A 26,001-nucleotide genomic window follows, 5' to 3' on the forward strand; every position below is an offset into this window, starting at 1 on the left:
AATCGACTGCATCGGGAGTCTCATGGTCCAGCGCGTTCAGATCGGTGGGCTCGGCGTCGCCGCACCCCTGCACAAATTCGTCGAGGACGAGGCCCTGCCCGGCTCCGGCCTGGAGACCAACGTGTTCTGGGACGGGGTCGCCGCGATCATCGAGGACCTGGCGCCTCGCAACCGCGAGCTGCTGGCTCGTCGCGAGGAGCTGCAGTCGCTGCTCGACGACTGGCACCGCGAGCACCCGGGTGCGCCCGACTCCCAGTCCCAAGGCACGGAGGCCTATACCGCGTACCTGCGCGAGATCGGCTACCTGCTCGAGGAGCCCGCCGAGGTCTCGGCGACCACGGCCGACGTCGACGACGAGGTCGCCCGGATCGCCGGCCCGCAGCTGGTGGTGCCGCTGCTCAACGCGCGGTTCGCGACCAATGCCGTGAACGCGCGGTGGGGATCGCTCTACGACGCGCTCTACGGGACCGACGTGGTCCCGCAGGAGGGGGACCTCGCGCCGGGCAAGGACTACAACAAGGTCCGCGGCGACGAGGTGATCGCCCGGGGTCGCGCCTTCCTCGACGAGCACTTCCCGCTGGCCTCGGGATCACACGCCGACTCCACGTCGTACGCCGTCGACGACGACGGCCTCGCCGTGACCCTCAAGGGTGACGTCGTGCGGCTCGCCGACCCCGCGCAGCTGGTCGGCTTCCGTGGTTCCCGGACCGCGCCGGAGGCGGTGCTGCTCGTCCACCACGACCTCCACGTCGAGATCCAGGTCGACCCCGAGGACGCCATCGGGTCGACGGACTCCGCAGGGGTCAAGGACCTGCTGCTGGAGTCCGCGGTCTCCACGATCATGGACCTCGAGGACTCGGTCGCCGCGGTGGACGCCGAGGACAAGGTGCTCGGCTACCGCAACTGGAAGCAGCTCAACGAGGGCACCCTGGCCGAGGAGGTCACCAAGAACGGCAAGACCTTCACCCGGTCGATGAATCCCGACCGGACCTACTCCACGACGTCGGGCGAGGAGGTCACCCTGCGCGGCCGCTCGCTGCTCTTCATCCGGCAGGTCGGTCACCTGATGACCACCGACGCGGTGCTCGACCGCGACGGCAACGAGGTCCCCGAGGGCATCCTGGACGCGATCATGACCGCGTTGGGCAGCCTGTCCGACCTGCGTGGGACCTCGGCGCTGGCCAACTCGCGCACCGGCTCGATGTACGTCGTGAAGCCGAAGATGCACGGGCCCGACGAGGTCGCGTTCGCGGTCGAGCTCTTCGGCCGTGTCGAGGAGCTCCTCGGTCTGCCCCCGCTGACGATCAAGGTCGGGATCATGGACGAGGAGCGCCGTACCTCGGTCAACCTCAAGGCCTGCATCAACGAGGCCCGCGAACGCGTGGCGTTCATCAACACCGGCTTCCTGGACCGCACCGGCGACGAGATCCACACCTCGATGCAGGCCGGCCCGATGGTCCGCAAGAACGACATGAAGGGCGAGACCTGGATCCAGGCCTACGAGGACCTCAACGTCGACATCGGGCTGGAGTGCGGTCTGCTCGGACGTGCCCAGATCGGCAAGGGCATGTGGGCCGCGCCGGACAGCCTCGCCGACATGCTGGAGGCCAAGATCGGCCACCCGAAGGCCGGGGCGACCTGTGCCTGGGTGCCCTCGCCCACCGCGGCGACGGTGCACGCGCTGCACTACCACCAGGTCGACGTGCACGCCCGGCAGCAGGAGCTGCTCGAGGGCGGGCGCCGCCGGGATCGTGACCAGCTGCTCCAGATCCCGCTCGGTGACCCGGGCGACTGGACCGACGAGGACCGCCAGGACGAGATTCAGAACAACCTGCAGAGCCTGCTCGGCTACGTCGTGCGCTGGGTGGATGCGGGCGTGGGCTGCTCGAAGGTCCCCGACATCACCGGGGAGAAGCTGATGGAGGACCGGGCCACCTGCCGGATCTCCGCGCAGCACGTGGCGAACTGGCTGCACCACGGCGTGGTCACCGCCGAGCAGGTCGACGAGACCCTGCAGCGGATGGCGGCGGTCGTCGACGAGCAGAACGCCGAGGACCCGACGTACACCCCGATGGCGCCGGGCTTCGACGGCTACGCGTTCCGCGCAGCGCGAGCCCTGGTGTTCGAGGGCCTGGAGCAGCCGAGCGGCTACACCGAGCCGATCCTGCACCGATACCGAGCCGAGAAGAAGCACGAAGGAGCGGCCCAGTGAGCGGGCTGGACCTGGAGGCCGCACGCACGATCATCGCCGGGGCCCGCGCCCACGGGGACTCCGCCGGCTTCAAGCCGCTGACCGTGGTGGTCCTGGACGCGGGCGGCCACGTGGTCGCCGTGGAGCGCGAGGACGGCGCGTCGATCAAGCGCTTCGAGATCGGCTTCGGGAAGGCGCACGGCGCCCTGTCGCTGGGGATGGGCTCGCGCTCGCTGATGGGCCGCGCCGAGCAGCAGCCCTACTTCATCGCCGCCGTCACCTCCGCCGTGGGCGGGGCCCTGGTGCCGGTGCCCGGTGGGGTCCTGGTCCGCAACGAGGCCGGAGACCTGCTGGGTGCCGTGGGCGTCACCGGCGACACCTCCGACAACGACGAGGCCGCGGCCGTGGCCGGCATCGAGAGCGCCGGGCTCACCGCCCAGGTCGACTGAGGAGACGGCCATGGCGTCGACGGACACGACCGCACCAGCAGGGGACCGCCCCGCGAAAGCCGACGCCGGCAGCAGCGCCGGGATCGCGGCCGTCACGGCCGTGGCGCGCCGGCTGCTCCCGGACCAAGCGGTGATCTCCGAGCGCTCGCGGCTGCGCACCTACGAGTGCGACGGGCTCGCGCACTACCGGGTGACTCCGGCACTGGTGGTCATCCCGCAGGACGCCGGGCAGCTCGCCGAGGTGGTGAAGGCGTGCGCCGAGCACCGGGTGCCCTACGTCGCCCGCGGCTCCGGCACCGGTCTCTCCGGCGGTGCCCTGCCGCACGCGGAGGGCGTCCTGGTCGTCACCTCGCAGATGCGGGCGATCACCGCCGTACGCCCCGAGGACCAGCGGGCCGTCGTCGAGCCCGGGGTGATCAACCTCGACGTGACCAGGGCCGCCACACCGCACGGCTACTACTACGCGCCGGACCCCTCGAGCCAGCAGATCTGCTCCATCGGCGGGAACGTCGCGGAGAACTCCGGTGGTGCCCACTGCCTCAAGTACGGCTTCACCACCAACCACGTCGTCGGCGCCGACTTCGTCACCCCCCAGGGGGAGACCGTGACGCTGGGTGGGCTCGCGCCCGACAGCCCCGGCTACGACCTGCTCGGAGCCGTCGTCGGCTCGGAGGGGACCCTGGGCATCGTCACCTCGACCATCGTGCGGCTGGTGCGGCTGCCCGAGGAGGTGCGCACGATCCTGGTCGGGTTCGAGACCACCGACCAAGCGGGCGCCGCCACCTCGGCGATGATCGCGGCCGGCATCGTCCCCGCCGCCGTGGAGATGATGGACGCACTGGCGATCGAGGCCGCGGAGGCCGCGGTGCAGTGCAACTACCCCGCCGGGGCGGGCGCTGTGCTCGTGATCGAGCTCGACGGCGCCAAGGTCGAGGTCGAGCAGGAGTACGCCGACGTCAAGCGGCTGTGCCAGGAGAACGGCGCCTTCGAGCAGCGGCTCGCCACCGACCCAGCGCAACGGGCGCTGATCTGGAAGGGCCGCAAGTCGGCCTTCGCCGCGGTGGGGCGGATCAGCCCCGACTACATCGTCCAGGACGGGGTCATCCCGCGCACGGCGCTGCCCGAGGTGCTCAAGGCGATCGCCGACCTCTCCGGGGAGTCCGGGGTCCGGGTCGCGAACGTCTTCCACGCCGGCGACGGCAACCTGCACCCGCTGGTGCTCTTCGACGACACCGTCGAGGGTGCCGGCGAGGCGGCCGAGAAGGTGAGCGGCGCGATCCTCGACCTGTGCATCGAGCACGGTGGCTCGATCACCGGCGAGCACGGCGTCGGGATGGACAAGGCGAAGTACATGCCGCGGATGTACAACGACGAGGACCTCGACACGATGCAGCTGGTGCGCTGCGCCTTCGACCCGGACTCGATCTCCAACCCCGGCAAGGTGTTCCCGACGCCCCGGCTGTGCGGCGAGGTCCCCGGACGGCACAAGGGGGCCCACCCCCTCCAGGAAGCCGGCGTGGCGGAGGTCTTCTGATGCACACCGAGACCGTGAGCCGCGACGCGCACGAGGCGATCGCCTCGGCCTGCGCCGACGTGCACGAGCCGGGGGAGGGCGACGCGGTCGACGGGGTGCGGCCCGGGCTGGTCGCCCGGCCGGCCGACACCGCCCAGGTCGCCGAGGTCCTCCGGGCCGCGGCGGGCCACGGGCTCACCGTGGTGCCGCGAGGACGGGGGACCAAGCTGTCCTGGGGCCTCCCGCCGGCCGGCGCCGAGGTCCTGCTCGACCTCGGTGCGCTCGACCAGGTCCTCGACCACGCGGCCGGCGACCTGATCGCGGTCACGCAGGCCGGTGCCCGGCTCGACCACGTGCAGGACGTCGTCGGGACCGGCGGCCAGTGCCTCGCCCTGGACGAGACGGTGCCCGGCTCGACCATCGGCGGCACCCTGGCCGCGAACACCAGCGGTCCCAGGCGGGTCGCCACCGGCACCGCGCGCGACCTGCTGATCGGCATCACCGTGGTGCGTGCCGACGGGGTCGTCGCCAAGGCCGGTGGCCGGGTGGTCAAGAACGTCGCGGGCTACGACATCGGCAAGCTGATGATCGGCTCTCTGGGCACCCTCGCGGTGATCACCGAGGCGGTGTTCCGGCTGCACCCGGTTCCGGACACCCGGCAGTGGGTCAGCGTCCCCGTCGCCGACCCGGGCGCCGCCCAGCTGGCGGTGCAGTCGGTGCTCGGCTCGCAGGCCGTCCCGGCGGCGATCGAGGTCGAGTGGACGGCGCAGGGAGCAGGCGCGGTGCACGTGCTGCTCGAGGGGCGCGAGGAAGGCGTCCGTGGCCGGGCCTCGACCGTGAGCGCTCTGCTGGGCGCGGGAGCCACCGAGTCCCCGGAGGACCCGGCGGGTGGTGCGGCGTACCCCTGGGACGTGAGGGCCACCGGGGACGACCGGGCCACGGCGCTCAAGCTCACCTTCGCCCTCTCCGGCCTCGCCGAGGTGCTCACGGTGGTGGCTGCCACCGGGATGACGCTGCGCGGGTCCGCGGGTGCAGGCGTGGCCTATGCCTCGATCGCGCCGGGGACCCCCCTCGACGACGTACGGGTCGCGGTCGACCGGGTGCGGGAGGTGTGCACCCGTGTCGGGGGCAGTGCCGTCGTGGTGGACGCGCCCGCCGCGGTGAAGGCGGCCGTGGACGTGTGGGGACCGGTGCCGGCGCTGGAGCTGATGCGCCGGGTCAAGGACCAGTTCGACCCGGAGCACCGGCTCGCCCCGGGCCGGTTCGTGGGAGGGATCTGAGTTGACCGAGCAACACACCGACCAGAAGCAGGAGCCCGGTGGGCTGGGCGAGATGGGCAGCATCATCGACCTCGGGACCCCGGTCGTCGGCGGCGCCTTCGACGAGCACCATCCGCCCGACGCCGCCCTGATCGGCGACTGCGTGCACTGCGGCTTCTGCCTGCCGACCTGCCCCACCTACGTCCTGTGGGGCGAGGAGATGGACTCGCCGCGGGGCCGGATCTACCTGATGAAGGAAGGGCTCGAGGGCGAGCCGATGACCGACGACATGGTGCAGCACTGGGACGCCTGCCTGGGCTGCATGTCGTGCGTCACGGCGTGCCCCTCGGGCGTCCAGTACGACACCTTGATCGAGCAGACCCGCGCGCAGGTCGAGCGCAACCACGACCGGTCGGCCAAGGACCGGGCGCTGCGCGCGCTGATCTTCTCGCTGTTCCCGCACCCGAGGCGGCTCAAGCTGCTGCGCGGCCCGCTCCGGCTGGTGCAGCGCACCGGGCTCGACCGGGCGATGCGGCGTACCGGCCTGCTGGAGCGGTTCGCGCCGCAGCTCGCGGCGATGGAGCGGCTTGCCCCGCGCCTGGGCCAGCCGCTGCCGCTGCCGCCGTACATCCACGCGACGGGGGAGCGCCGCGCGGTCGTGGGCCTGCTCACCGGGTGCGTCCAGGGCGCGTTCTTCCCGGGCGTCAACGCGGCCACGGCCCGGGTGCTGCAGGCGGAGGGCTGCGACATCGTCGTACCGCCCTCGCAGGCCTGCTGCGGTGCGCTGTCGGTGCACAACGGCCGCGAGCCCGAGGGGCAGAGGTTCGCCCGGGCGCTGATCGACTCCTTCGAGGACTCCGGCGTCGACTACGTCGTGGTCAACGCGGCCGGCTGCGGCTCCACGATGAAGGAGTACACCCGGCTGCTCCAGGACGACCCCGAGTACGCCGACCGCGCAAGGGCCTTCTCCGACCGGGTCCGCGACGTCGCGGAGATCCTCGACGAGCTCGGCACGGTGGCGCCGCGGCACCCGCTCGCGATGTCGGTGGCCTACCACGACGCCTGCCACCTCGCCCACGCCCAGGGCATCCGGGCGCAACCTCGGCGGCTGCTCGAGGCGATCCCCGGGCTGGAGCTGCGCGAGATCGCGGAGGCCGACCTGTGCTGCGGCTCGGCCGGCGTCTACAACATCATGAACCCCGAACCGGCCCAGGAGCTCGGTGACCGCAAGGCCGCGAACATCGTGGCGACCGGGGCCCAGCTGCTGGTGACCGCCAACCCCGGATGCCTGATGCAGGTCACCTCGGCGATCGAGAAGTCTGCCGCCCAGCAGGGGACCACCCCCATGGGGATGGCGCACACCGTCGAGGTGCTCGACGCCTCGATCCGGGGTGCTGCCGCGGAGTCGTTGCTGCCCACCTGAGCCCGAGCCACCGTTTCGTCCGACCGTTCACGATGAGGGAGTCACGATGTTCCAGCAGGACCTTCAACCGGTGGGTGACTCACTCGCCCTCAGCGCGCTGTGCGGTGCCATCCCGTTGGTCACCCTGTTCGTCCTGCTCGGCGGACTTCGGCTCAAGGCCTGGATCGCCGGGCTGATCTCGCTCGTGGTGGCCCTGCTGGTCGCGATCGTGCTCTTCGGAATGCCGGTCGACCAGTCGCTGCTCGCAGCGAGCGAGGGCGCGGCGTTCGGGTTCTTCCCGATCCTGTGGATCGTGATCAACGCGATCTGGGTCTACAACCTGACCGTCACCTCGGGGCACTTCGACGTGCTGCGCCGGTCCTTCGAGAAGGTGAGCCCCGACCAGCGCATCCAGGCGATCATCATCGCCTTCTGCTTCGGTGCCCTGCTCGAGGCGCTGGCCGGCTTCGGCACCCCCGTGGCGATCACCGTGGTGATGCTGATGGCCCTCGGGTTCCAGCCGATCAAGGCCGCCGCCGTGGCCCTGATCGCGAACACCGCGCCGGTCGCCTTCGGCGCGCTCGCGACCCCGATCGTCACGCTGGCCTCGGTCACCTCCGGGGTCAGTGACGACGCCCGCCTCACCGTCGACACGCTCGGTGGGATGGTCGGGCGGCAGACCCCGATCCTCGCCGTGGTCGTGCCGCTGGTCCTGGTGTTCGTGGTCGACGGCCGGCGCGGCGTACGCAGCATGTGGCTGCCGGCGATCGTGGCCGGAGTCGCGTTCGGGCTGGCCCAGTTCGTCGCCGCGAACTACATCTCGGTCCCGCTCGCCGACATCCTGGCCGCCCTGGTCTCCGCTGCCGCCGTGGTCGGGCTGCTGCGGTTCTGGACGCCCGGTCACGTGCTCACCGCGGCCGACATGGCGGCCGACGACGCGGAGCGGGACGGGCGCTCCGGTGAGGACTCGGCCGGCGACCTGGGCCCGGCCGGCGGCTCGTCCGGCTCCACGGGCGCCCCGACGGGCGGCTCGGCCGGGGACGGGACCGGGGTGGCGACCTCGACGCGCCCGGTCACCGACCCGGGCTCGGAGGTCGCGAAGGCCTACGCGCCGTACGTCGTGATCATCGCGATCTTCTCGATCATCAACATCCCGGCGGTCAAGGAGTTCTTCGCCGAGAAGCCGTTCACGTTCTCGTTCGCGTGGCCGGGCCTCGAGGTGCTCAACACCGCGGGGGAGCCGGTCGCGACCACCACGTTCGCGTTTAACTGGCTGCCCGCGGCGGGCACGCTGATGATCCTCGCCGGGCTGATCACGATGGTGATCCTGAAGATCTCGCCCGCGGAGGGGCTGCGCACCTACGGGCGCACCTACGTGGAGCTGAAGTCGGCGATCATCACGGTGATGGCCGTGCTCGCGCTGGCCTACGTGATGAACCTGTCCGGGCAGACCGGCTCGCTGGGCGCCTGGCTCGCCGGGACCGGTAGCGCGTTCGCGCTGCTCTCCCCGATCCTCGGCTGGATCGGCGTCGCGGTGACCGGCTCGGACACCTCCGCCAACGCGCTCTTCGGTGCCCTGCAGGTGCAGACCGCGACCGAGGCCGGGCTCGACCCGGTGCTGATGGCCGCCGCGAACACCTCCGGCGGCGTGCTCGGCAAGATGGTCAGCCCGCAGAACCTCGCGATCGCGGCCGCCGCCGTGGGCATGGCCGGGCGCGAGGGCGACATCTTCCGCAAGGTGATCGGCTGGAGCCTGGGCCTGCTCGCCCTGATGTGCGTGATCGTCTGGCTCCAGTCAACGGGAGTCCTCAGCTGGATGGTCCCGTAGACCCGCCGAGACGTCCCATCTGAAAACCCCAACCCCGCCGACACGTCGCATCTGAAAGACCGGGTGACGCTCAACCCGATCGACGGCCTGGGGGAACCGGAAAGGCGGCTCAGCGCATCCGGTCGCGGAACACCCGGTGGAAGATGCCTGCGCGGCCGAGGTCACGGCCCTGCTCCTTCGACATCGACCGTCCGTCGAGGTAGTCGTTGAACCCCGGCAGTGCCGCGGCCTCCTCCGGGCTCAGCGTCTCGAAGCCCATGGACCAGTCGGGGAAGGTGCGTTCGGGGACCGCCTCGCGCAGCGCGATGAACACGTCGCGGTGCCGGGGGTCCTGCTCGATGCGGGCGAAGGTCGCGTCCACGACGTCCTCGGACCCCTCCAGGGTCTGGATGAAGTGGCCGCCGGCGTAGAGCAGCATGCCGGTCAGCTCGGCGGCGTGGTTGTTCGTGCGCGAGGTGAGCAGCAGGTCGGTGAGGCCGTCGTCGTCGTACGGCGTGGTGGCGGTGCTCAGGTAGGTAAGTGAGATCAACTCAGCGTCTCCGAGGGAGTGTCCGTACGGCGACCGCGGAGGCGGTCACCGATCTGGCCGCCGACCCTACCTATCCGGACAAAGGGCGCACCGGAAAACGCTGGAACGACCTACTGGTGTCCCGCGATCGCGTGCGGTACGTAGCCCACGGACAGCTCCTCGAGTTCGTCGTCGTCCAGCTCCAGGTCGACGGCGCGGACGGCGTCCTCGAGGTGCTCGGACCGGGTGACGCCCACGATCGGGGAGGTCACGGCCGGCTGTGCCAGCACCCACGCCAGGGCCACCTGGGCGGGGGAGACCCCGCGCCGGTCGGCGACCTCGAGCACCTTCGCGACGATGGCGGCGTCCTCGTCGCGGTAGAGGGAGGAGCCGAACTCATCGGTCTCCGCGCGCGTGGTGGAGGCATCCCACGGCCGGGTCAGCCGCCCGCGTGCCAGCGGGCTCCACGGGATCACCCCGACCCCCTGGTCGACGCAGAGCGGGTGCATCTCCCGCTCCTCCTCGCGGTAGATCAGGTTGTAGTGGTCCTGCATCGAGACGAACGGCGTCCACCCGTTCGCCCGCGCGACCTCCTGGGCCTTGGCGAACTGCCAGGCGTACATCGAGGAGGCGCCGAGGTAGCGGGCCTTCCCCGACCGCACCACGTCGTGCAGCGCCTCCATCGTCTCCTCGATCGGCGTCTCGGGGTCCCACCGGTGGATCTGGTAGAGGTCGACGTAGTCGGTGCCGAGCCGGGTCAGGCTGGCGTCGATCTCGTGCAGGATCGCCTTGCGCGACAGGCCGGAGCCGTTGGGCCCCGGACGCATCCGGCCGCGCACCTTCGTGGCCAGTACGACGTCCTCGCGGGCGGCGTACTCCCACAGCGCCCGGCCGGTGTACTCCTCGCTCGTGCCCGCGGAGTACACGTTGGCGGTGTCGAAGAAGTTGATCCCGGACTCGAGCGCGGCCTTGATCGTCTGCCGCGCGAACTCCTCGTCCTTGACCCACGAGTGACCGCCGCGCACCGGGTCGCCCCAGCTCATGCAGCCGAGCGTGACCGCCGAGACCTCGAGGCCGGAGCGACCCAGACGCGAGTACCGCATCAGGCCGCGGCCTTGCCGATCGCCTCGAACTCCTCTTCGCTGAGGTCGATGGCCGCGGCTGCGGTGTTGGACTCGAGGTGGTCGACGCTGGAGGTGCCGGGGATCGGCAGCATCACCGGCGACCGCTTGAGCAGCCAGGCCAGCGCGAGCTGCGACGGCGTCGCGTCGTGCTCCTTCGCTGCGTCGGCCAGCGGGCCGTCCTCCTTGGAGAGCTCGCCGGTGGCCAGCGGGAACCACGGGATGAACCCGATGTTCTCCCGGGTGCAGTGGTCGAGCAGTTCCTCGGCGTCGCGCTTGGCGAGGTTGTAGAGGTTCTGCACCGAGACGATCTCGGCGGTCTTCTGGGCCTCCTTCAGCTCCTCCACGCCGACCTCGGAGAGGCCGATGTGCCGGATCTTGCCCTCGTCCTGGAGCGCCTTGAGCTCACCGACCTGGTCGGCCACGGGGTAGTCCGCGTCGATGCGGTGCAGCTGGAACAGGTCGATCCGCTCGACGTCGAGACGGCGCAGGCTCATCTCGACCTCCTGGCGCAGGTACGCCGGCTTGCCGAGCGGGGTCCACACGTCGGGGCCCTGACGGGTCAGCCCTGCCTTGGTCGCGATCACGACGTCGTCGGCGTAGGGGTGCAGCGCCTCGCGGAGCAGGTCCTCGGCGACGTAGGGGCCATAGGAGTCGGCGGTGTCGAAGAAGGTGATCCCGAGCTCGACCGCGCGGCGCAGCACCCGGATCGCCTCGTCGTGGTCGCGCGGCGGTCCCCACACACCCTTGCCGGGGAGCTGCATGGTGCCGTAGCCGAGGCGTACGACGGGCAGGTCACCCCCGAGCTGGAAGGTTCCGGACGGTGCAGCAACGTTCTGGCTCACGCAGTTCTCCTCGAGTCGTCGGGTGTTCTCCACTCCCTGTCCCAAGTCATCGACCCGGCGCGATGTTCCCCTGGTCCCCACGTGGGCCAGTCGCCGGGCGCGGAACCGGTCTGCCCAGCGAGCCCGGGGGAGCGGGCGCGGCGCCACGTCGTACCTTGGCCTCCCCTCTTCACCCTTGGAGTAGTGCATGGGCATCAACCAGCGTTCCCAGATCGAGATGACGCCCGAGGAGATCAGCGAGTTCGTCGCCTCACGGCGCACCGCGAACCTCGCCACGATCGGCGCCAGCGGACAGCCCCACGTGGTGGCGATGTGGTTCGCCGTGATCGACGACGTCCTCTGGTTCGAGACCAAGTCCAAGGCGCAGAAGGCGGTGAACCTCCGTCGCGACCCCCGCGCGACCGTGCTGATCGAGGACGGCCTCACCTACGACACCCTCCGGGGCGTCTCGTTCGAGGGGACCGCGGAGATCCTCGACGACCCCGAGGCCCTGTGGGAGGTGGGCGTCAGCGTCTGGGAGCGCTACCACGGCCCCTACACCGACGACCTGAAGCCGTTCGTGGAGGCGATGCTGCACAAGCGCGTCGCAGTGCGCTTCGACGTGACCCGCACGCGCTCCTGGGACCACCGCAAGCTCGGCCTCGACCCGATGCCGCTCGGCGGGAGCACCGCCCCCGCGCAGGACTGAGGCGCCGCAGGGCCGATCACTATCTGGGCGATTTCCAGCGGTTTGTCAGTATCTGATGAACTATGAGGCATGGTCCCCGACGGCTCCGGCGCGCCCGCGTCCCCAGGATCGGTGTCCGACTGGATCCTGGACGCGTGCCCGGACGCGCTGTGGGTCCTCGACGAGCAGGGACGCACCACGTTCGCCAACGAGGCGATGGCCCGGATGCTCGGGACCGAGCGCCAGCAGATGCTCGGCCGCTCGGTGTACGACGTCCTGGGCGACCCGGGTGCCACCTTCGGAGCCCACCTCGAGCGTCTGGCGTCGGGTGCTGGAGCGGAGGGTGCCGAGGCGAAGTGCACCCTGCGTGGTCCTGACGGTCCCGTGGAGGTCGGTGTCGCGAGTCGGCCGGTCCGCGACGGCGCCGGTGCGTTCCACGGCTGGCTGCACCGGGTCAGCGACCGCGCTGCGGCCGGGGACCTGGAGCGCAGGACGGTGCAGTTCGCCGAGGCGCAACGGATCGCGGGCCTCGGCAGCTGGACCTGGGACCTGGCGGCGCACCGGATCACGTGGTGCGACGAGGCGTTCCGGGTCCATCGCGCCGATCCCGGCTTCGAGCCGGGCGTGGACTCGTTCCTCGACCACGTGCACCGCGACGACCTCGAGCCGCTGACCACCGCCGTCCGCCGCTGGATGGAGGCGGGGCCGCTGGACGGGCCGGACAGCGAGGCTCCGTGCATCGTGGACTACCGGTTCCTGCCCCAGGCAGGGTCCGCGCCGGTGTGGGTCCGCGGCCGGGGGATCGCCGCGCGCGACCGCACCGGGAGGGTGGTCCGCATCGACGGCACCGTCCAGGACATCACCGCCACCAAGTCCATCGAGAACGCGATGGCGTTCCTCAGCGTGATGGGCCGGGCCGCCAACGAGGCCAGCACCCTGCAGGAGGTGCTGGTCGCGGCCGAGGAGATCGTGCGGCCCTACGCCCAGTGGCCCGCCGTCGTCGTCGGGGTCCCGCGCGGGCCCGGCAGCGACGAGATCGCGCACATCGAGCTCGACTGGGAGCAGACCAGCGAGCGCGATCGGGTCTTCGCACGCGACCTCGCCGACGAGGTCGCGCGGTCGCGGCGCGTCGTACGACGGCACGGCCCGCAGGGGAACGTGCTCATCGGTGGCCCGGTCATCGCCGGGAACCGGTTGGCGTGCGTGCTGGTCTCCGACACCAGGGGGCCGACTCTGCCGGCGGCCTCCGACCTCGACGTCTTCGACCAGATCCTGAGCCTGCTGGCACACGTGGCCGAGCGGGAGTGGGGCGCGGCCGAGCTCGCCGCAGCGCGCGACCAGGCCCTGCGTGCGTCCAAGGCGAAGTCGGAGTTCCTGGCCACGATGAGCCACGAGATCCGCACCCCCCTCAACGGTGTGATCGGACTCGGGGAGCTGCTCAGCTCCACCGATCTCAACCCGCACCAGCGCCGCCTCGCCAACGGCGTGGACCAGGCGGGTCGCACCCTGCTCGCGATCGTCAACGACATCCTCGACCTCTCCAAGATCGAGGCCGGGCGGCTCGACCTCGAGGCGGTCGACTTCGACCCCCGCGTGGTCATCGAGCAGAGCGCTGCCCTGGTCGCCGACCGGGCCCGCGAGAAGCACCTCGAGCTGGTGATCTCGAGCGCCGCCGACGTGCCCGACCAGGTCCGCGGCGATCCCGTCCGCTTCGGCCAGGTGATCACCAACCTGGCCTCGAACGCGGTCAAGTTCACCTCCGTGGGCGAGGTGCTGATCCGGGCGACCGCCGAGCCCGGCACGTCCGGGACGCGGCTGCACGTCGAGGTCCACGACACCGGCGTGGGCATCGCCCCCGAGGTGGAGAGCCGGCTCTTCGAGGCGTTCACCCAGGCAGACAGCTCCACCACTCGCCAGTACGGCGGCACCGGCCTCGGCCTGGCGATCAGCAAGCGGATCGTCACCGCGATGGGCGGCGAGATCGGCGTGGACAGCGTGCCCGGTGAGGGCAGCACGTTCTGGTTCACCGTCGAGCTGGCGTCGCCGCTGCACGACGGGCCCGGCCGCGACGCGGTCCGCGAGAACGCGGTCGCGGACCTGCGGGTGCTCGTGGTCGACGACAACCAGACGAACAGGTTCATCCTCGAGGAGAAGCTGACCTCCTGGGGCGTCCACGTCGAGGTCGCCGGGTCGGCGTACGACGCGATGGTGCGGCTCGACGCCGCCGCGAACAGGGGCACGCCCCACGACGTGGTGCTGCTCGACTACATGATGCCCGGGGTCGACGGGGAGCAGCTGGCCCGGATGGTGCGCGCGGACAGCCGGCACGACGGGACCCGGCTCGCCCTGCTGTCCTCGGCGATGGAGCCCCACGGGGACTTCCTCGCCGAGGCCGGGATCGACAGGTTCCTGAGCAAGCCCGTGCTGCCGGCCCAGCTGCTGAACGCGCTCGCGCACCTCGGTGGTCGCCTCGACGCCGAGGACGACCGGCCGGCACCCGCCCCCGTACCGGTCGTCCGCGGACGCGGACGGATCCTGGTCGTCGAGGACAACCCGGTCAACCAGCTGGTGGCCGAGGGTGTGCTGCAGCGGATCGGCTACGAGGTGGTGCTGGCCGACAACGGCGCCGCCGGGGTCGCGGAGTTCGCCGAGGACCCGCGGGGCTTCGACGCGATCCTGATGGACTGCCAGATGCCGGTGATGAACGGGTACGACGCCACGCACGCCATCCGCGCGATGCAGTCGATCGGCCCGCGGATCCCGGTGATCGCGATGACCGCGGGGGCCGGCGAGGACGAGCGGCAGCGCTGCCTCAGCGCGGGGATGGACGACTTCCTGCTCAAGCCGGTGGACCGGACCGTGCTGGAGGAGACCCTGTCGCGATGGGTGGGGGAGCCCGTCGAGCAGCCGGTGCGGCCACCACGTGGGTCCGCGGCGCCGAGGCCCGCGCCGGGCGACCTTCCCGTGCTCGACGAGGGACGGCTCACCGACCTGCTCGACTCCGGCAGCGCGGACGTCCCGCTCCTGCTCCAGATCGTGGACCGCTTCGGCGACCGGGCAGAGGGCGCCCGCCAGGAGCTGAAGGCGGCAGTGTCGGCCGCGGACCCGGTGGAGGTGAGCCGGGTGGCGCACGCCCTGCGTGGCGGGGCGGGCAACGTCGGCCTGGAGCGGTTGGCCGCCTGCTGCGCGGACCTGGAGCAGCGCGCGCTCGACGGGCAGCTGCCCGGGGCCGCCGATCTGGCCACCCTGGAGCGGGAGTCCACCGAGGGCGTCAGGCAGCTGCAGCTCCTGGCCGAGGAGATCGCCAGCAGCACGCCGGAATCAGCCACCGTCTGAGCACTGACGGCGGCCCCCTGTCCGACGTACAGTCGCAAGGGACGGATGCCCGCTCACCGGGCGACCCCGGGCCCGAGCGGAGTTGAGCGGCGTGCGAGTTGCGCTTCAGGTGACCTGCATCAACGATGCGATGTTCCCCGACACCGGCAAGGCGATGGTGACGTTGCTGCGCCGGCTCGGCGTCGACGTCGAGTTCCCGACGGCGCAGACGTGCTGCGGCCAGCCGTTCGTGAACACGGGGTACGTCGACGAGGCCGTGCCCGCGCTGCGGTCCTTCGTGGAGGCGTTCTCCGGGTACGACGCCATCGTCACCCCCTCGGGCTCGTGCGCGGGATCGGCGCGGCACCAGCACCAGATCGTGGCGCGCCGCTCCGGGGATCCTGCGCTGGTCGAGGCCGTCACCGAGACGGCGCCGCGGGTCTTCGAGCTCAGCGAGTTCCTCGTCGACTTCCTCGGGGTGACCGACGTGGGCGCGGCGTTCCCGCACACGGTGACCTACCACCCGACGTGCCACTCGCTGCGGATGCTCGGCGTCGGCGACCGGCCGCGGATGCTTCTGGAGAAGGTGCGCGGACTGCGCCTGGTGGACCTGCCCGCGGCGGAGGAGTGCTGCGGCTTCGGCGGCACGTTCGCGATGAAGAACGCCGACACCTCCGTGGCGATGGGGTCGGACAAGGCCCGTCACGTGCGGGAGACCAGGGCCGAGGTGCTGGTCGCCGGCGACAACTCCTGCCTGACCCACATCGGTGGCCTGCTCTCGCGGCAGCGGGGCGGGGTCCGGACGATGCACCTGGCCGAGGTCCTGGCCGCGACCGAGGGGACGAACTGATGACTGCCACCTTCGTCGGGATGCCGGTCTTCCCCGAGGCCGCGAAGCTCGCGCTCGCCGACACCCAGCTGCGGCACAACCTCGCGCACGCCACCAGCACGATCCGGGGCAAGCGGGCCCGGGTGGTCGGCGAGCTCCCGGACTGGGAGGACCTGCGTACCGCAGGTGCCGCGATCAAGGACGCCACCCTGGCTGAGCTCGAGGACCACCTCGTCGAGCTCGAGGCCACCCTGACGGCCAACGGAGCAGTCGTGCACTGGGCCCGCGACGCCGCCGAGGCCTGCCGGATCGTCGCCGAGGTCGCGAAGTCGCACGGCGTCGACGAAGTGGTCAAGGTCAAGTCGATGGCCACCATGGAGATCGGCCTCAACGAGGCGCTGGCCGCGGAGGGGATCGCGGCCTGGGAGACCGACCTGGCCGAGCTGATCGTCCAGCTCGGCGACGACCTGCCCTCGCACATCCTGGTGCCCGCGATCCACCGCAACCGGGCGGAGATCCGGCAGATCTTCCTGGACCGGATGGCCTCGGTCGGGAGGCCCCCGCCCCCTGACCTGACCGACGAGCCGAAGGAGCTGGCAGCGGCTGCGCGGCTGCACCTGCGCGAGAAGTTCCTGCGCGCCAAGGTCGCGATCTCGGGAGCGAACTTCGCGGTGGCCGAGACCGGGACGCTGGTGGTGGTGGAGTCCGAGGGCAACGGCCGGATGTGCCTGACGCTGCCCGAGGTGCTCGTCTCGGTGGTGGGCATCGAGAAGCTCGTGCCGACCTGGGCCGACCTCGACGTGTTCCTGCGCCTGCTGCCGCGCTCCTCGACCGGCGAGCGGATGAACCCGTACACCTCCACGTGGAGCGGTGTGACCCCCGGCGACGGCCCGCAGGAGGTGCACGTCGTACTCGTCGACAACGGCCGCACCCGCGCGCTCGCCGACGAGATGGGACGCCAGGCGCTGCGGTGCATCCGGTGCTCGGCGTGCCTGAACGTGTGCCCGGTCTACGAGCGGGTCGGGGGACACGCCTACGGCTCGGTCTACCCGGGCCCGATCGGCGCGATCCTCAACCCGCTGATGCGCGGCCCCGGAACCAATGACCAGGTCGACTCGCTGCCGTACGCCTCCTCGCTGTGCGGCGCCTGCTACGAGGTGTGCCCGGTCAAGATCGACATCCCGTCGGTGCTGGTCGACCTGCGCGCCCAGGTCGTCGACGCCCACCGCGGCCAGCGGCCGCCCAAGCCGGAGGCGGTGGCGATGAAGGGTGCCGCGGCGACGTTCGCGTCCGCGAAGCGGTTGGGCTTCGCCGAGCGCTTCGTCAGGTTCGGCACCGGCCTTGCCCGGAGGGTCCCGATCGTGGCCCCGTGGAGCGGCGCGCGGGACGTGCCGAAGGGTCCGCCGGAGTCGTTCCGGGCCTGGTGGCGACGCACGGACGGAGGGCGTGATGAGTGAGTCCTTTGGCGGCAGCAGTGCTCGCGACGAGATCCTGGGCCGGGTCCGCGCGGCCACGGCGTCCGCGGTGGCGGTCCCGTACGAGCGTCCTCCCCGGACCCGGGTCGACGGCTCGGTGGAGCTGTTCGCGGAGCGGGTCGCGGACTACCTCGCCGTGGTCGAGCGCTGCACCGCCGCCGAGCTGACCGACCGGGTCCTGGCGGCGGTGGAGGGTTGCTCGGTCGTCGTACCCGAGGGGTTGGGAGTCGAGGTCCCCGGCGCCACCGTGGACGCCGGGCTCACCGCCCTCCAGCTCGACAGGATCGACGCGGTCGTCACCGAGGCCCGGGTCGGCGTCGCCGAGACCGGGACCATCGTCCTCGACCACGGCCCCGGCCAGGGCCGCCGCGCGATCACCCTCGTCCCCGACCGCCACGTCTGCATCGTCCGCGCCGACCAGGTCGTCGCCGACGTCCCCGACGCCGTAGCCCTCCTCGACCCCTCCCGCCCCCTCACCTGGATCAGCGGCCCCTCGGCCACCAGCGACATCGAGCTCGACCGAGTAGAAGGCGTCCACGGCCCCCGCCAGCTCCACGTCATCGTCGTAGAAGGCTGAGCGAGGGACACACGGCCCGAGGTGGTCTCGCGACCCAAGGTGGTCGAGCAGCGAGCGAAGCGAGTGGATAGTCGAGACCACGTGAGGTGGGCCGGGGCACGCGACCACAAGGTGGTCGAGCAGCGAGCGCCAGCGAGCGGACAGTCGAGACCACACCGGGCGGCCGCGAACGCAGACGTACGCGGGCTAGGGCGCCCAGACGTACGACGGTGCACGCGACCACAAGGTGGTCGAGCAGCGAGCGAAGCGAGTGGATAGTCGAGACCACACCGGGCGGGCCGCGAAGGCAGACGTACGCGGGCTAGGGCGCCCAGACGTACGACGGTGCACGCGACCCCCATGGTGGTCGAGCAGCGAGCGGAGCGAGCGGATAGTCGAGACCACGCAAGGCGACCCGGCAAGCAAACCCGAGCCGCGCAAGGAACCCAACCGACCCGGGCCATGAAGCTCGGAGAATCTCTCCAACTATTTCCCTGATCCCCCGTAAAACAAGGGGATTCTCACCCGAAACTGTCAGTGCCCGGTGCTTGGATTGATCCATGACACCAACCGCGGCGACCAGCATCGAGGAGCTCGACAGCGCCTCGGACGTGCTGTCGTTCGCCCGGCAACGGCGCGCCGATGCGGATCGTGCGGAGGCCGATGTGCTGACCGCCGCAGTGCTCTGGGCCGAGCAGCACCCGCCGGAGTCGATCCACGAAGCCGCCACCTGGATCGGCGGCGGCGAAACTGGCCTCCTGCTTGCCGGCCCCGGTGCTCCGCTGGTCGCGGAGTTCGCGATCGCTGAGTTCGCCGCCGCGATCGGGAAGACGACCGACGCCGGCAAAGCGCTGATCGCGCACGGGCTGGAGCTGAAGTACCGCCTGCCCAGGCTCTGGGCACGGATCCAGAACGGGGCACTCCCGGTGTGGCGCGCTCGCCGCGTCGCCGAAGCCACCCTCGCCCTCTCACCGGAGGCGGCGAGGTTCGTGGACGCCCAGGTGGCGCCGTTCGCGCACAAGATCGGGTTCGCCGCACTGGAGCGGCTGGTCGCGGAAGCGGTCGACCGGTTCATGCCCGACCTCGCGGTCGAGCGGGCCGAGAAGTCAGCTGACGGTCGTCACGTGACGTTCCATCACGACCAGGTGTCCTTCAACGGCACCACCCGGGTGGAGGGTGAGCTCGACCTCGGCGACGCCCTCGACTTCGACGCCGCCCTGGCGCAGGGTGCCGAGCAGCTCGCGCTGTGTGGAGCTACGGAGTCCCTGGATGTCCGCCGCGCGATGGCAGCCGGTGAGCTCGCCCGCAGGCAGCTCGCTTTCGACCTCGAAGCCGGTGCAGTGGAGGTCTCCGGTGACCGGGCCACGGAGCAGGACTCAGCCACAGGGCGGTCGAGCAGCGAACGCAGTCCTGCGTCGAGCAGCGAGCGTCAGCGAGTGGTCAGTCGAGACGAGCGGACAGTCGAGACCACGCAACGCAAGCGAGGAGCGTCACCCAGGCCCCGCCAGGTGATCCTCTACGTGCACCTCTCCGACGCCGCGGTCCGTGGCGAAGACGGCCTCCACCTCGCCCGGGTGGAGAACACCCGCACCGGGGTGACTGCCGAGCAGGTCCGCACCTGGTGCGCCAACCCCGACACGGCGATCACGGTGAAGCCGGTGATCGACCTCAACGACCACATCGGTGTGAACGCCTACGAGGTCCCCGACCGGCTCGCCGAGCAAATCCAGCTGCGCGACCACACCTGCGTGTTCCCGTGGTGCACCCGGCCCGCGCGCAAGTGCGACTCCGAGCACTGCATACCGCATGACCGGGGCGGAACCACCTGTTCATGCAATGTGGCGCCGATGTGCCGGAAGCACCACCGACTCAAGACGCACTCGACGTGGGGCTACACGACGTTGGGGCCCGGGACGTTCTTGTGGACCAGCCCGCACGGGCTCCAGTTCCTGCGGGATCACCACGGGACGGTTGATGTCACCGCGGATCGGCCGCCGCCACAGCCGGACGCGCCACCGCACTTCTGCTGACTCAGCCCTCTCTGCGTGGCGTGGGTCTGACTGCGGGCTCACCTGAGTGGTCTCGACTTCCGCTCGCTGACGCTCGCTGCTCGACCGCCGTGGGGTCGTGTGCGCCGTTGTACGTCCGAGTGCCCGCTCTCGTGCCGTCGTACGTCTGGCTCCCCGGTCACGTGTGTGGTCTCGGCTGTCCGCTCGCTGACGCTCGCTGCTCGACCGCCGTGGGGTCGTGTGCGCCGTTGTACGTCCGAGTGCCCGCTCTCGTGCCGTCGTACGTCTGGCTCCCCGGTCACGTGTGTGGTCTCGGCTGTCCGCTCACTGCGTTCGCTGCTCGACCACCGTGGGGTCGTGTGCCCCGTCGTACGTCCGAGTGTGGGAACTCGTTGCCGTCGTACGTCTGGCTCCCCGGTCACGTGTGTGGTCTCGGCTGTCCGCTCACTGCGTTCGCTGCTCGACCACCTTGGGAGTCGTGTGCTCCGGCGTACGTCCGAGTGCGGCCCTCGTGCCGTCGTACGTCTGGCTCCGGCCCACCTGACGTGGTCTCGACTGTCCGCTCGCTGCTCGACCACCTAGTGGTTGCGCCGCCGTACGCAGGCTTCGCTCGCTGCTCGACCACCTGTGGTCCCCCCCTACAGCAGGAGGAGGGCCTTGCGGATCTCGTTGAGCGCCAGGGCTCCGAAGGTGAGGGTGCACAGGACCATGGCGATGTTGCTGGGGAGCTTGTTGCGCCACTGGCCCGGGACGCGGTCGGTGTTGAGGATCCAGAGCAGCGTCACCGAGAGGAACGGCATGAAGAACGCGCCGAGGACGCCGTAGGCGAGGATCAGGTAGACGGGCTGGCCCAGGAAGATCAAGATGATCGGCGGCACCGTGAGCCACAGGACGTAGGCCTTGTAGTACTTGCCTCCGGCGCGGCTGTCGGGGTGGTCGGGCCCGAGGCCGCGCACGTGGCCCACGAAGTCGGCGAACATCAGGCTGACGCCGTTCCAGACGCCGACCAGCGAGCTCATCGCCGCCGCCCAGAACCCGACGAGGAACACCGTCCCGGCGGCCGCGCCGTAGCGGTCCTCGAGCACGTTGGAGAGGTCGAGCATGCCCTTGTCGCCGGTTGAGACCGCGATCCTGGCGGAGTACAGCAGCTCGGCGCCCACGATCAGGGTGGCGACGACGAACAGCCCGGTGACCAGATACGCCACCGAGTTGTCGATCCGCATCACGCGCATGTGCCGCGGGGTGATCCAGCCCTTCTCCCGCAGCCAGTAGCCGTACGCCGCCAGCGTGATCGTCCCGCCGACACCTCCTGCCACGCTGAGGACGTTGAGGATCGCGCCGTCGGGGATGGTCGGCACCAGCCCGGTGAGCAGCTCGGGGATGTTGGGCAGCGTGATCGCGGCCGCGCCCACCATCGAGACAAACATCAGGAGCACCATGGCGCCGAGGACCTTCTCGAAGACCCCGTAGCGACCCGACCACACGAGCACGAGCCCGATCACGCCCGACGCGATGCCCCAGGCCTTCACTCCGAGCACCGGGAACAGCGCCGCCAGCGCCAGGCCCGTCCCGGCCATCGCGGCCGCGCCGTAGACGACGCCCCAGATCACGATGTAGGGACCGAAGTAGAAGTGCGTCCAGCGGCCCAGGCTGGTCCAGCCCTCGTAGATCGTCTTGCCGGTGGCCAGGCTGAACCTGCCGGCGCCCTCGACGAGCACGACCTTCAACAGGCACCCGAGCACGGCGGCCCACAGCAGCGCGTAGCCGTACTTGCTCCCGGCGACGAGCGTGGCGACCAGGTCCGCGGCGCCGACGCCGGTGGCCGCGACCACCAGGCCGGGCCCGAGGAGACGCCAGCGCGGCTCCGGCTCGGTGTCGGGCTGTTGCTGTTCGCGCGCGGACATCGCTGACCTCCGGGGCCCGGGACGAGACGTGCCCGTCACGCTAGCAATCACCGGCGCGGTGCGGAACGGCCTCGATCCAGGACGGTCAGTGCATCGCGCCGAGCTCGATCAGCAGGACTCCGCCGGCGATCGCAACGATCCCCAGGAGCATCCGCGGCGTGAGTGGGTCCTTGAACAGGAAGCGCCCGGCGAGGGCGGTCAGGGCGACGCCGGTCGCGGCCCAGATCCCGTAGGCCACTCCGATAGCCATCCCCGAGTCGAGGGTCAGCCACAGCAAGCAGATCGCGGACACGTACCCGACCACCGTCGCCGCGGCCCACCCTCGCTTGCTCAGACCCTCGGACTGGCGCAGCGAGAGCGTGCCGCCGACCTCGAGCAGGATGGCCGAGACCAGGTAGACCCACGTCATCGCGAGTCTCCGGCGGCGGGGGAGGGGTGCTCGCGCGAGCCGGTCTCCACGAGCAGTACGCCGAGCACGACCAGGACGATGCCCAGGCCGATCGGGGTGGTGAACGGGTCGGAGAACAGCACGGTGGCCAGCACCGCGGTCAGGGCGACGCCGGTGGCGGCCCAGATCCCGTAGGCGACTCCCACGGGCATCCCGGCGACGAGCACCCTGCTCAGCAGCCAGAACGCCACCAGGTAGCCGACGGCGACCAGCGCGAACCAGGCCGGCTGGTCCAGCGCCGCGCGCAGTGCCAGCGTCCCGGCCACCTCGGAGAGGATGGCGATCAGCAGCAGGATCCACTTGTTCATCAGGAGGCCGGTTCGGTCAGGGCGAGCAGCTGGGCCACCAGGGCGGCGTGCTCCTCCGGGTCGGGCGGCATCGTCTCGGTGGCCTTGGCCACCCACAGTCCGTCGGCGGCGAACCTCGCGCAGGAGAGCCGGGCGCGCTCGGCGGCGGTGCAGCCCTCGAGGTCGAACCAGCGGGAGAACACCTCGTTCCACGGGCCCACGTGCTGCGGTCGGCAGAGTGCATCGGCGTAGATCGCGAAGTCGCCGCGGGAGACGTCGTCGCCGGCCGCGACCTCGACGTACGCGCGGATCCGCTGGGCGGGGGTGGACCCGGCCAGCGGACGTCCGAGGGCCTCGAGCATCGCCTCTTCCCAGGTGCGCGCGACGTACTCCACCACCGCGAGCACGAGGTCCTCCCGCGCCGGGAAGTGGTAGAGCACCCCGGCCTTGGTCAGGCCGGCCTCCGCGGCCGTGGACTCGAAGGAGTAGTCGGCGCCGCCCTGCCGCGCCGCCACGCGGTGGGCGGCCTCGACGATGGCATCACGGTTGCTCGGGCGCACCGAGTAACTCTACCAACCGGTCGGTCAAGTTACTACCTCGCGAGGCGGCCCCGACGTCACTGCGGGAGTCCGCTTTCCGGACCGATGCCACAGATCCCCTAGCCACTATCGCGAGGGCCGTGCAAGACTAAGGCAAGCCTTACCTATGGCTCCGAAGCCTGACTCTCCCGATCCTCCTGGAGGCCGACCCGTGATCTTCTGCCACTGCGCCGTGGTCGGCGAGCGGGCCGTCACCGAGGCGATCGAGGCCGGCGCACGCACGGTGTCCCAGGTCTGCAAGGCCACCGGAGCGGGCCAGCAGTGCGGCAACTGTGTTTTCTCCGTCAAGCGTGTCCTGTGCCAGCATGGGGGTGTATCCGCACCCGCCATGGAGGTCGAAGTTGCAGCCAGCTAGTCCCAGAGTCGTAGAAATGCTCAATGACGCGCTCACCTTCGAGCTCACCGTCACCAACACCTACTTCCTGCATGCACGCATGCTCGACAACTGGGGCTTCCCTCGTCTCGGCAAGGTCTACTACGACCTGTCGATCGACGAGATGAAGGACGCGGACGACATCATCAACCGCATCCTGCTCTTCGACGGCCACCCGAACGTGCAGCGGCTGAACAACATCCAGGTGGGGGAGACCCCCGAGGAGATGCTCCGTCTCGCACTCGAGAGCGAGCGCGCCGCCGTCGCCCAGTTCAACGCCTCCGCCAAGGAGTGCCACGACCTCGGTGACCACGGCACCGCGGCGGTGTTCGAGCAGATGGTGCTCGACGAGGAGCGGCACGCGGACTGGTTCGAGAGCCAGATCGACGCGATGGAGCGGGTCGGTACGGCGCAGTACCTCGCCCAGCAGATCGACAGCGGCGCCGGGCCCGCGTAGTGACCGAGGTGAGCGCCGATCCCCAGGTGATGCTGCCCGGGGACGCCACCGAGATCGCCGGTGAGTTCGTCAACTACATCGGACTCGAGTTCGTCGAGCTCACCGGGGACAAGGTCGTCGCGACCTGGAAGGCCGGTCCGCACCTGCACCAGCCGCACGGGATCGTGCACGGCGGTGCCCACTGCAGCGTCGTGGAGACGCTGGCGAGCATGGGTGCCTCGGTGTGGCTCGGGGAGCGCGGCCGGGTCGTCGGCGTCAACAACAACACCGACTTCTACCGCGCGATCAGCGAGGGTGGGTTCACCTCCGTCGCGACTCCGATCCACCGCGGCAGGTCGCAGCAGGTGTGGCTGGTCGAGACGACCATCGACGAGACCGGCAAGCTGGCCTCGCGCGGTCAGGTGCGGCTGCAGAACCTCACCGACGCCGGGTAGTCAGCAGGCGTCGGCGTAGGTCCCAAGCCTGGCCTGCGGCGCAGTGATCGGCTGGGCGTTCTTGCGCGCCAGCGTGTAGTGGCGCACCCAGTCCATCTGCATCCGGCCGCGGTTCATCTTCTTGCCGGGCGTGGCGATCAGCCGGAAGCGCACGTCGTACGACGCGCCCGTGCGGGCTGCGGGCCGCCGCTCGGTCATCACCACGCGGGTGTCGACGAACCACGAGATGCGGTCGGGGGTGACCTCGACCGCGTAGGTGTGGAACTTGTTCTTCAGCGGAAGGCTCTTCGAGACGCTGTAGTCGAGGTCCGGCAGGTTGCGCAGGTGCGCCGTCGCCACGTTGGTGCCGATCACGTAGTCGCTGAGCACGATGCTGCGGGCCCCGCACCGCTCCCCGGTGGTGGGGACCAGCTCCCAGGCGACCCGGTACGGCGTCGCCTTCGCGCCGTACTGCCGCGAGCGCACGCGTGCCTCCCAGCGGCCGTACTGACGTGAGCGTCCCGTGAGCTTCGCGGTCACGGTGCCGCTGGTGCCCAACGTGTCCAGGGTGAGCATCCCGTTCTGGTTGCGGACCTGCGCCTTCTGGTTCACCGACCACACCGGCTTGAGCGGGCCGATGAACTCGTCGACCCACTGCGCCTTGCCCCAGCGGAAGATCTTGGCCGCGTTGGTGGGGTAGGTCGTGGCTGCCGGCCTGACCTCGCCGGAGGCCCAGGCGTCCGCGACGGCCGCGCTCGTTGTCGGTCCGGGCGCCGGTCCGGCGTACGCCGTGACGGTGGCCGCCAGGGCGAGCACGCCGATCGCTGTGATGGCGGACCGGAGAGCGCGGGAAACAGTCACGACGGAAACGGTAGGTCCGATTTGTACGGTTTCGAGGTAGAATGGAAAAAAGCAAGGTTTCCGGCCCCCGAGGTTTCCCGGATTCCCGTACGGAGCGCTGCTCCGCGTGGCAGTCTCTGAAATATCCCTGTTGAGCCTCATTTGGTTCGCCCGGGGGGATCGTCGCGAAGGAGGTGTCCGATGGGCTCGAGGAAAGACACGAAGACCCAGGCCAAGCAGTACGTGTTCGTCGCACCCGACCCCGGTCGACGGGTGATGCGCATGCTGGCCGTCATCGCGCTGATGGCGCTGTGCATCGGTGCCACGCTGTCGATCACGCAGCGCAACGTCTGGGCGATGCTGGTCACGGCCGCGGCCGTGGTCTCCCTGGTGATCGTCTGGGCGATGCTGCAGGCCAACATCCCGCAGCGGATCACGGTGGAGGGCTCGATGATCTCGATCCGCCGTGACGGTCACGTCGACAGCTTCGACCTCGAGGACCCCTCGGTGGACATCCGGGTCAGTGACGGGGAGATCGCCTTCGCGAACTACCAGGACCGGTGGGTCGTGGTCCGGGCCCGCGACGTCGACTGGAAGGTCTTCAGCGACGTCGTCATGCACTACCAGAACAAGGCCGATCTCTACGCGGCCGAGCGGGACGTGCGGTTCAACCGCTGACCCGTCGCGGCACGCCCCCGGCGCCGTCCGGGCAG

At 70.7% G+C, this 26,001-nt stretch carries 24 protein-coding genes; 16 read left to right on the plus strand and 8 right to left on the minus strand.

The window, feature by feature from the left end:
- The first annotated feature begins 22 nt into the window (after window positions 1-22).
- From AC4BGB_RS15930 to AC4BGB_RS15955, 6 genes are all read left to right on the plus strand, one after another.
- Complete coding sequence (locus AC4BGB_RS15930) at window positions 23-2,212, plus strand: malate synthase G (RefSeq protein ID WP_490547859.1); 2,190 nt, start codon at window positions 23-25, stop codon at window positions 2,210-2,212.
- Complete coding sequence (locus tag AC4BGB_RS15935; protein WP_490547860.1) at window positions 2,209-2,640, plus strand: GlcG/HbpS family heme-binding protein; 432 nt, start codon at window positions 2,209-2,211, stop codon at window positions 2,638-2,640. The genes AC4BGB_RS15930 and AC4BGB_RS15935 overlap by 4 nt, the downstream gene beginning before the upstream one ends.
- Window positions 2,641-2,650: 10 nt before the next feature.
- Window positions 2,651-4,174, plus strand: coding sequence for an FAD-linked oxidase C-terminal domain-containing protein (locus AC4BGB_RS15940; protein ID WP_490547861.1), 1,524 nt, complete (start codon window positions 2,651-2,653; stop codon window positions 4,172-4,174).
- Window positions 4,174-5,433 (plus strand): FAD-binding oxidoreductase, encoded by a 1,260-nt coding sequence (locus AC4BGB_RS15945; RefSeq protein ID WP_490547862.1) that lies wholly within the window; start codon window positions 4,174-4,176, stop codon window positions 5,431-5,433. The genes AC4BGB_RS15940 and AC4BGB_RS15945 overlap by 1 nt, the downstream gene beginning before the upstream one ends.
- A 1-nt stretch (window position 5,434) precedes the next feature.
- Entirely contained in the window at window positions 5,435-6,835 is a 1,401-nt protein-coding gene (gene glcF, locus AC4BGB_RS15950; RefSeq protein WP_490547863.1) for a glycolate oxidase subunit GlcF, read from the plus strand.
- A 70-nt stretch (window positions 6,836-6,905) separates the two neighbouring features.
- A complete protein-coding gene (locus tag AC4BGB_RS15955) occupies window positions 6,906-8,642 on the plus strand; it encodes an L-lactate permease (protein ID WP_490547864.1) in 1,737 nt (578 codons plus the stop codon).
- A 109-nt stretch (window positions 8,643-8,751) separates the two neighbouring features.
- Here AC4BGB_RS15955 and AC4BGB_RS15960 read toward each other — a convergent pair whose 3' ends face one another.
- From AC4BGB_RS15960 to AC4BGB_RS15970, 3 genes are all read right to left on the minus strand, one after another.
- Window positions 8,752-9,171, minus strand: coding sequence for a BLUF domain-containing protein (locus tag AC4BGB_RS15960; RefSeq protein ID WP_490547865.1), 420 nt, complete (start codon window positions 9,169-9,171; stop codon window positions 8,752-8,754).
- Between the two features lie 110 nt (window positions 9,172-9,281).
- Complete coding sequence (locus AC4BGB_RS15965; RefSeq protein WP_490547866.1) at window positions 9,282-10,253, minus strand: aldo/keto reductase; 972 nt, start codon at window positions 10,251-10,253, stop codon at window positions 9,282-9,284.
- On the minus strand, window positions 10,253-11,116 hold the full coding sequence (locus AC4BGB_RS15970) for an aldo/keto reductase (RefSeq protein ID WP_490547867.1): 864 nt from the start codon (window positions 11,114-11,116) through the stop codon (window positions 10,253-10,255). The genes AC4BGB_RS15965 and AC4BGB_RS15970 overlap by 1 nt, the downstream gene beginning before the upstream one ends.
- 187 nt (window positions 11,117-11,303) lie before the next feature.
- Here AC4BGB_RS15970 and AC4BGB_RS15975 point away from each other — a divergent pair, with 187 nt between their 5' ends.
- The 6 genes from AC4BGB_RS15975 (at window position 11,304) to AC4BGB_RS16000 (ending at window position 19,988) form a co-directional block, all read left to right on the plus strand.
- Complete coding sequence (locus tag AC4BGB_RS15975; protein ID WP_490547868.1) at window positions 11,304-11,804, plus strand: pyridoxamine 5'-phosphate oxidase family protein; 501 nt, start codon at window positions 11,304-11,306, stop codon at window positions 11,802-11,804.
- Between the two features lie 111 nt (window positions 11,805-11,915).
- On the plus strand, window positions 11,916-15,119 hold the full coding sequence (locus AC4BGB_RS15980) for a response regulator (protein WP_490547869.1): 3,204 nt from the start codon (window positions 11,916-11,918) through the stop codon (window positions 15,117-15,119).
- A gap of 91 nt (window positions 15,120-15,210) precedes the next feature.
- Entirely contained in the window at window positions 15,211-15,948 is a 738-nt protein-coding gene (locus AC4BGB_RS15985; RefSeq protein WP_490547870.1) for a (Fe-S)-binding protein, read from the plus strand.
- Window positions 15,948-17,384, plus strand: coding sequence for a lactate utilization protein B (locus AC4BGB_RS15990; RefSeq protein ID WP_490547871.1), 1,437 nt, complete (start codon window positions 15,948-15,950; stop codon window positions 17,382-17,384). Before AC4BGB_RS15985 ends, AC4BGB_RS15990 begins: the two co-directional genes overlap by 1 nt.
- The gene (locus AC4BGB_RS15995) at window positions 17,377-17,979 is read left to right on the plus strand and encodes a LutC/YkgG family protein (protein WP_490547872.1); all 603 of its coding nucleotides are present in this window, start codon (window positions 17,377-17,379) and stop codon (window positions 17,977-17,979) included. The genes AC4BGB_RS15990 and AC4BGB_RS15995 overlap by 8 nt, the downstream gene beginning before the upstream one ends.
- A 539-nt stretch (window positions 17,980-18,518) precedes the next feature.
- On the plus strand, window positions 18,519-19,988 hold the full coding sequence (locus AC4BGB_RS16000) for an HNH endonuclease signature motif containing protein (RefSeq protein WP_490547873.1): 1,470 nt from the start codon (window positions 18,519-18,521) through the stop codon (window positions 19,986-19,988).
- 617 nt (window positions 19,989-20,605) lie between these two features.
- On the opposite strand, the gene AC4BGB_RS16005 is transcribed toward AC4BGB_RS16000, so the two are convergent.
- The 4 genes from AC4BGB_RS16005 to AC4BGB_RS16020 form a co-directional block, all read right to left on the minus strand.
- Window positions 20,606-21,871: an Nramp family divalent metal transporter gene (locus AC4BGB_RS16005; RefSeq protein WP_490547874.1), complete on the minus strand. Its 1,266-nt coding sequence runs from the start codon at window positions 21,869-21,871 to the stop codon at window positions 20,606-20,608.
- Window positions 21,872-21,956: 85 nt separating this feature from the next.
- Window positions 21,957-22,280, minus strand: a complete 324-nt coding sequence (locus AC4BGB_RS16010) for a DMT family transporter (RefSeq protein ID WP_490547875.1) — start codon at window positions 22,278-22,280, stop codon at window positions 21,957-21,959.
- Window positions 22,277-22,627, minus strand: a complete 351-nt coding sequence (locus tag AC4BGB_RS16015; protein WP_490547876.1) for a DMT family transporter — start codon at window positions 22,625-22,627, stop codon at window positions 22,277-22,279. Before AC4BGB_RS16015 ends, AC4BGB_RS16010 begins: the two co-directional genes overlap by 4 nt.
- A complete protein-coding gene (locus AC4BGB_RS16020) occupies window positions 22,627-23,166 on the minus strand; it encodes a TetR/AcrR family transcriptional regulator (protein ID WP_490547877.1) in 540 nt (179 codons plus the stop codon). Before AC4BGB_RS16020 ends, AC4BGB_RS16015 begins: the two co-directional genes overlap by 1 nt.
- Window positions 23,167-23,311: 145 nt before the next feature.
- Here AC4BGB_RS16020 and AC4BGB_RS16025 point away from each other — a divergent pair, with 145 nt between their 5' ends.
- Genes AC4BGB_RS16025 through AC4BGB_RS16035 form a run of 3 tightly spaced genes read left to right on the plus strand, consistent with a single transcriptional unit; the run spans window position 23,312 to window position 24,469 of the window.
- Window positions 23,312-23,560: a (2Fe-2S)-binding protein gene (locus AC4BGB_RS16025; RefSeq protein WP_490547878.1), complete on the plus strand. Its 249-nt coding sequence runs from the start codon at window positions 23,312-23,314 to the stop codon at window positions 23,558-23,560.
- A complete protein-coding gene (gene bfr, locus AC4BGB_RS16030) occupies window positions 23,511-24,035 on the plus strand; it encodes a bacterioferritin (RefSeq protein ID WP_490547879.1) in 525 nt (174 codons plus the stop codon). The genes AC4BGB_RS16025 and bfr overlap by 50 nt, the downstream gene beginning before the upstream one ends.
- 8 nt (window positions 24,036-24,043) lie before the next feature.
- Window positions 24,044-24,469, plus strand: a complete 426-nt coding sequence (locus AC4BGB_RS16035) for a PaaI family thioesterase (protein ID WP_490547880.1) — start codon at window positions 24,044-24,046, stop codon at window positions 24,467-24,469.
- On the opposite strand, the gene AC4BGB_RS16040 is transcribed toward AC4BGB_RS16035, so the two are convergent.
- Window positions 24,470-25,309 carry a glycoside hydrolase family 16 protein gene (locus tag AC4BGB_RS16040; RefSeq protein ID WP_490547882.1) on the minus strand — a complete coding sequence of 280 codons (840 nt, stop codon included), beginning with the start codon at window positions 25,307-25,309 and terminating at the stop codon, window positions 24,470-24,472.
- 180 nt (window positions 25,310-25,489) lie between these two features.
- On the opposite strand from AC4BGB_RS16040, the gene AC4BGB_RS16045 reads away from it, so the two are divergent.
- Window positions 25,490-25,966 (plus strand): hypothetical protein, encoded by a 477-nt coding sequence (locus tag AC4BGB_RS16045; protein WP_490547883.1) that lies wholly within the window; start codon window positions 25,490-25,492, stop codon window positions 25,964-25,966.
- Window positions 25,967-26,001 lie beyond the last annotated feature (35 nt).

The organism is Nocardioides sp. Z30_9 (assembly GCF_058215735.1).